General features: G+C 39.9%; 4 protein-coding genes. All 4 read right to left on the minus strand.

All coding sequences use genetic code 11. From position 1 onward, the window contains the following. Window positions 1–92 precede the first annotated feature (92 nt). On the minus strand, window positions 93–1,085 hold the full coding sequence (locus AC1DVB_RS26325; RefSeq protein ID WP_034312587.1) for an NAD(P)/FAD-dependent oxidoreductase: 993 nt from the start codon (window positions 1,083–1,085) through the stop codon (window positions 93–95). Between the two features lie 221 nt (window positions 1,086–1,306). Beyond that, on the minus strand, window positions 1,307–1,555 hold the full coding sequence (locus tag AC1DVB_RS26330) for a ferredoxin (RefSeq protein ID WP_034312590.1): 249 nt from the start codon (window positions 1,553–1,555) through the stop codon (window positions 1,307–1,309). 67 nt (window positions 1,556–1,622) lie between these two features. After that, window positions 1,623–2,417 carry an alpha/beta fold hydrolase gene (locus AC1DVB_RS26335; protein ID WP_477591735.1) on the minus strand — a complete coding sequence of 265 codons (795 nt, stop codon included), beginning with the start codon at window positions 2,415–2,417 and terminating at the stop codon, window positions 1,623–1,625. 175 nt (window positions 2,418–2,592) lie between these two features. Beyond that, window positions 2,593–2,939, minus strand: a 347-nt coding sequence (locus AC1DVB_RS26340) for an SDR family oxidoreductase (protein WP_477591737.1), incomplete at its 5' end; no start/stop codon positions are given.

Here is a 2,939-nt window from a genome sequence, read left to right on the forward strand (position 1 = left end):
GATTTAAACCGGACAATCGAGACCCCTATCCTATCTTAGGGACCCAGCCTATGTACTTTAGTCTTCAGAAAAGTCTTGTTGTTAGAGAAAGGTCATCCAAATAATGAAGTACTATGGAGCGGCTGAACTTTCGCCAAAGGATCAATATAGGCTTTGGCATTATTAACTGCCGTAGGACCTTCACCGAATCCGGAAGCAATTAATTTGACCTTTCCATCATACGTACAAATATCCCCGGCTGCGTATATGCCTGAAATATTTGTTTCTTGCTTGGAATTAACGATAATTGCATTTTTATTTATGTTTAGACCCCATTCTTTAATCGCTCCAAGAGAAGAGACAAAGCCGTAATTAATAATTAAATCATCTACGTCAACCACTTCTTTTTGTTGAGTCTTAGTGTGTTCTAAAACTATTTGCGTAATGTGATCTGTTCCTACCAATTCGGAGGGAATATAAGGTGTTTTGACCTCAACAGAGGAATTCACTAATTTTTCAACACTATGCTCATGGGCACGGAATTTATCTCTTCTGTGTATCAATGTTACCTTTTCAGCAATCGGCTCTAACATAAGGGCCCAATCGACAGCAGAATCCCCACCGCCCAGAATCGCCACTTTTCTTCCTTTAAATCGGTTCATATCATTCACGAAATAATGCAAATTCTTATCCTCGAACTGTGTTGAATCTTCCAATTCTAGTTTACGAGGCTGAAAGGCTCCATTTCCAGCAGTAATGATCACTGATTTAGAGAAATGAGTATCGAGGTTTGTAGTGATCTTAAATGTTCCGTCTGCTTGCTTTTCCATTTGTTCAACTGCTTCTTCAAGACAAATTGTTGGTTCGAATACTTTCATTTGTTCTATTAAATTCTCTATCAATTCCTGTGCCCTTACTTTTGGAAAACCAGCTATATCATAAATGAATTTTTCGGGATAAAGAGCCGAAAGCTGTCCACCCAGTTGAGGAAGACTTTCGAGGATTTTCACCTTCGCTTGCCTCATTCCGCCATAGAACGCAGTAAACAAGCCAACTGGTCCGCCGCCAATAATAGTTATGTCATAGACCTTCTTTTCTTCTGTCAATGCAATCACTCCTTGTTCTTCTAGGTTGGTTGTTCATACTGAACATGATTTACTGGTTGCAAGCGATAAACTTGTAATGTTTCCACAAGTAATTCTTCCTTTTCCTTTTTTTCAGAAATGATGGATAAAAGCAATAGAATATCCACCCTTTCAATGACAATCTGGATATGTCACCACATTAAAATTTATAAAGCTACTGGTCACAAACGCAACTGAAATTATTATTCAAATTTATTAGGGTTACCATCAAAGGATGTTTGAGCCACTTTTATAGAATCTGTTGGACATCCTTCTGAAGCATCTATCATATCTTCCTCGAGTTCATCAGGTATAATCGCTGCCCCAACATTATTATCCAATATAACGAACGCAATCCCTTCTTCATCATAATCATAAATATCCGGAGCTGAAGCACCACAAGCTCCGCAAGCAATACACGTTTCTTTATCAACGATTGTATAATTAGCCATTTTTCCTATTCATTCCTCTCTCTAATCTAGGCCCTGGTTTTACTGAAGTATTTGTAGAAGCCTTTTCCTACTCAATACCTTTCAAAAATTCCAAAATGCTCGAATTAAACTCCCCTGGATTTTCCTGGTAACACAAATGACCGCCATCTGGAATAATCACTAGCCGGGAGTTTATTAGCTTTTCATGAATGGCTTCTGATTCCTTAATGGGAGTTACGGTATCCAACTCACCACAAATCACAAGAACAGGAACAGCTATATGAGATAACATACTCATTTGATTCAGATGATAAAGTGAATATGCTACCGAACGATATCCTGCCGGTCTTATCTGTGTCATAATCTCTTTGACTCGTGTATGGACATTTTCTGAAGCATGGGGAGATAGCAGTGCTTGTATCCTCTTTTCCGCTATCTCCTTAGTAGAAAGGTTTTCAATTGAAAATAATCGATTTTTCAATTTCGTCTCGTTCTCTTCTGCTGATAGAGCAGCAGCCCCCCTTGTCGAATCTGCTAATATGAGTTTATTAACCTTATTAGGGTACAGGCTACAGTACTCTATCGCAATTGCCGCTCCCATTGAATGGCCGAGCAGATGGATATTTTCCAGCTTTAGCTGATCTAGCATGCCGTTCAGAATACGTGCGAACTCTTTAAAATGTCTATATTCTTCTGCTGGATCTGAGCTTTTCCCATAACCCGGAGCATCCCATGCGATTACTGTATAATGCTCCTTTAATTCCTGGATTTGTTCCTTCCATGACTGTGAATTATTGCTCATACCATGTAATAATACTAGAGGTTCTCCATTACCTTCTATTTCATAATGAATGCTTAAATCTTCTACTTTTACGAATGGCATACGATCAGCCCCCTTCTAAAGGTAAGTCTCTAACTCTTAAAGCCCCCAAACTTGATATATCTTTCTAAAATTAGAGAATGATTTAAAATTTTTATATTTTGCTTGAAACCCTATAAAGAAAGTGCTTCCTTTCCCGTCTTACAATTCAGCTAACGTATTCAAATACCTCTCCAGCTTAGCCAAGGCCCCGCACTGACAATCCGCCGTCGCTGGAAATGATTTCACCAGTGATTGCGCGTGATTCGTCAGAGGCTAACAGTACATAAGCCGCAACGTGATCTTCCGGCATCTGGGCAAGTTGAAGAATATTCCGTTTTTTAATGCTGCTTGCTTTCGTATCATTATCCACGATTTTCACAAATGGACGCAGCGGTGGAATCACCGTGAGTGCTGTCAATGTACCCCCTGGGGCTACGGCATTTACCCGGATGGAAGGCGATAGTTCGAACGCAAGCTGGCGCATCAATCCAATTTGGGCGTGTTTGCTCGCTGTATACCAAACACCGCCGCCATCTGGATAAA

It is taken from the genome of Peribacillus sp. P4_D6 (assembly GCF_056401795.1).

What these genes read in the sequence shown, in the direction of transcription:
- AC1DVB_RS26330 (WP_034312590.1), bottom strand. Translation starts at nt 1,555, where the DNA reads ATGGCTAATTATACAATCGTTGATAAAGAAACGTGTATTGCTTGCGGA.
- AC1DVB_RS26335 (WP_477591735.1), bottom strand. Translation starts at nt 2,417, where the DNA reads ATGCCATTCGTAAAAGTAGAAGATTTAAGCATTCATTATGAAATAGAA.